The following is a 1,664-nucleotide window of genomic DNA, read 5'->3' on the forward strand; positions in this document are numbered from 1 at the left end:
TCACAGTTTCTCGGTCAGCTCGGGCACGATCTTGAACAGGTCACCGACGAGGCCGATGTCCGCCACCTGGAAGATCGGCGCGTCCTCGTCCTTGTTGATGGCGATGATGGTCTTGCTGTCCTTCATGCCGGCGAGGTGCTGGATCGCGCCCGAAATGCCGACCGCGATATAGACTTCCGGCGCCACGATCTTGCCGGTCTGGCCGACCTGATAGTCGTTGGGCACATAGCCCGCATCCACCGCCGCGCGGCTGGCGCCGACGCCCGCGCCGAGCTTGTCGGCGAGCGGCTCGATGATGGAGTGGAAGTTCTCGCTGTTCTGCAGCGCACGGCCGCCCGAGACGATGATCTTCGCCGAAGTCAGCTCCGGACGCTCCGACTTGGAGATTTCGGCGCCGACGAACGACGAACCGGCATTCTCGCCCGAGCCCGACACGGCCTCGACCGCGCCCGAGCCTCCCTCGCGCGCCGCCTTCTCGAAGGCGGTGCCGCGCACGGTGATCACCAGCTTGCTATCGCTCGACTTCACCGTCGCGATCGCGTTGCCGGCGTAGATCGGCCGGGTGAAGGTGTTGTCGCCCTCCACCGAGAGGATGTCGCTGATCTGCATGACGTCGAGCAGGGCTGCGACGCGCGGCGCGATGTTCTTGCCGTTGGCGGTGGCGGGCGCGACGAAGGCGTCGTGGTGGCCCATCAGGTCGACGACCAGCGGCGCGATCGCCTCGGGCAGGACATGATCGAAAGCGGCGTCGTCGGCGACATGTACCTTGCCGACGCCCGCGATCTTCGCGGCGGCTTCACCGACCGCGCCCACGCCCGAACCCGCAACGAGCATATGCACCTCGCCCAGCTTCGCGGCGGCGGTCACGGCCGAAAGGGTGGCGTCCTTGATGGCGCCGCTGTCATGCTCGACCCAAACCAGCGTCTTCATGCCGCCACTCCCATATTCTTCAGCTTCGCGACCAGCTCATCGACATCGGCCACCTTGATGCCCGCCGAGCGCTTGGGCGGCTCGGAGACCTTGAGGGTCTGCAGGCGGGTGGCGGTGTCGACGCCGTAATCGGCGGGCGTCTTGTTCGCGAGCGGCTTGCTCTTCGCCTTCATGATGTTGGGCAGCGAGGCGTAGCGCGGCTCGTTGAGGCGAAGGTCGGTGGTGATGATCGCCGGCAACGCCAGCTTCACCGTCTCGAGACCGCCATCGACTTCGCGGGTGACGGTGGCCGCGTCACCCGCGACCTCCAGCTTGTTGGCGAAGGTGCCCTGCGGACGGCCGGTCAGCGCCGCCAGCATCTGGCCGGTCTGGTTGCTGTCGTCGTCGATCGCCTGCTTGCCGAGGATCACGAGGCCCGGCTGCTCTTCGTCGACGATCGCCTTGAGGATCTTGGCGACCGCCAGCGGCTCGACCTCGTCGTCCGTCTGGACGAGGATCGCCCGGTCGGCACCCATGGCGAGGGCGGTGCGCAGCGTCTCCTGCGCCTTGGCCACGCCGATCGAGACTGCCACGATCTCGGTCGCCACGCCCTTCTCCTTCAGGCGGATCGCCTCCTCGACCGAAATCTCGTCGAACGGGTTCATCGACATCTTGACGTTGGCGAGATCGACGCCGGTGCCGTCCATCTTCACCCGCGGCTTCACGTTGTAGTCGATCACCCGCTTCACGGGCAC

General features: G+C 66.6%; 2 protein-coding genes. Both read right to left on the reverse strand.

The window, feature by feature from the left end:
- Positions 1 to 930: an electron transfer flavoprotein subunit alpha/FixB family protein gene (locus HZF05_RS13550; protein WP_160366187.1), complete on the reverse strand. Its 930-nt coding sequence runs from the start codon at positions 928 to 930 to the stop codon at positions 1 to 3.
- Positions 927 to 1,664 (reverse strand): electron transfer flavoprotein subunit beta/FixA family protein (locus tag HZF05_RS13555; RefSeq protein ID WP_220129846.1); only part of this gene is annotated, 738 nt, incomplete at its 5' end. The genes HZF05_RS13555 and HZF05_RS13550, both read right to left, overlap by 4 nt.

The organism is Sphingomonas chungangi, assembly GCF_013778325.1.
Taxonomy (GTDB): Bacteria; Pseudomonadota; Alphaproteobacteria; order Sphingomonadales; family Sphingomonadaceae; genus Solisphingomonas; species Solisphingomonas chungangi.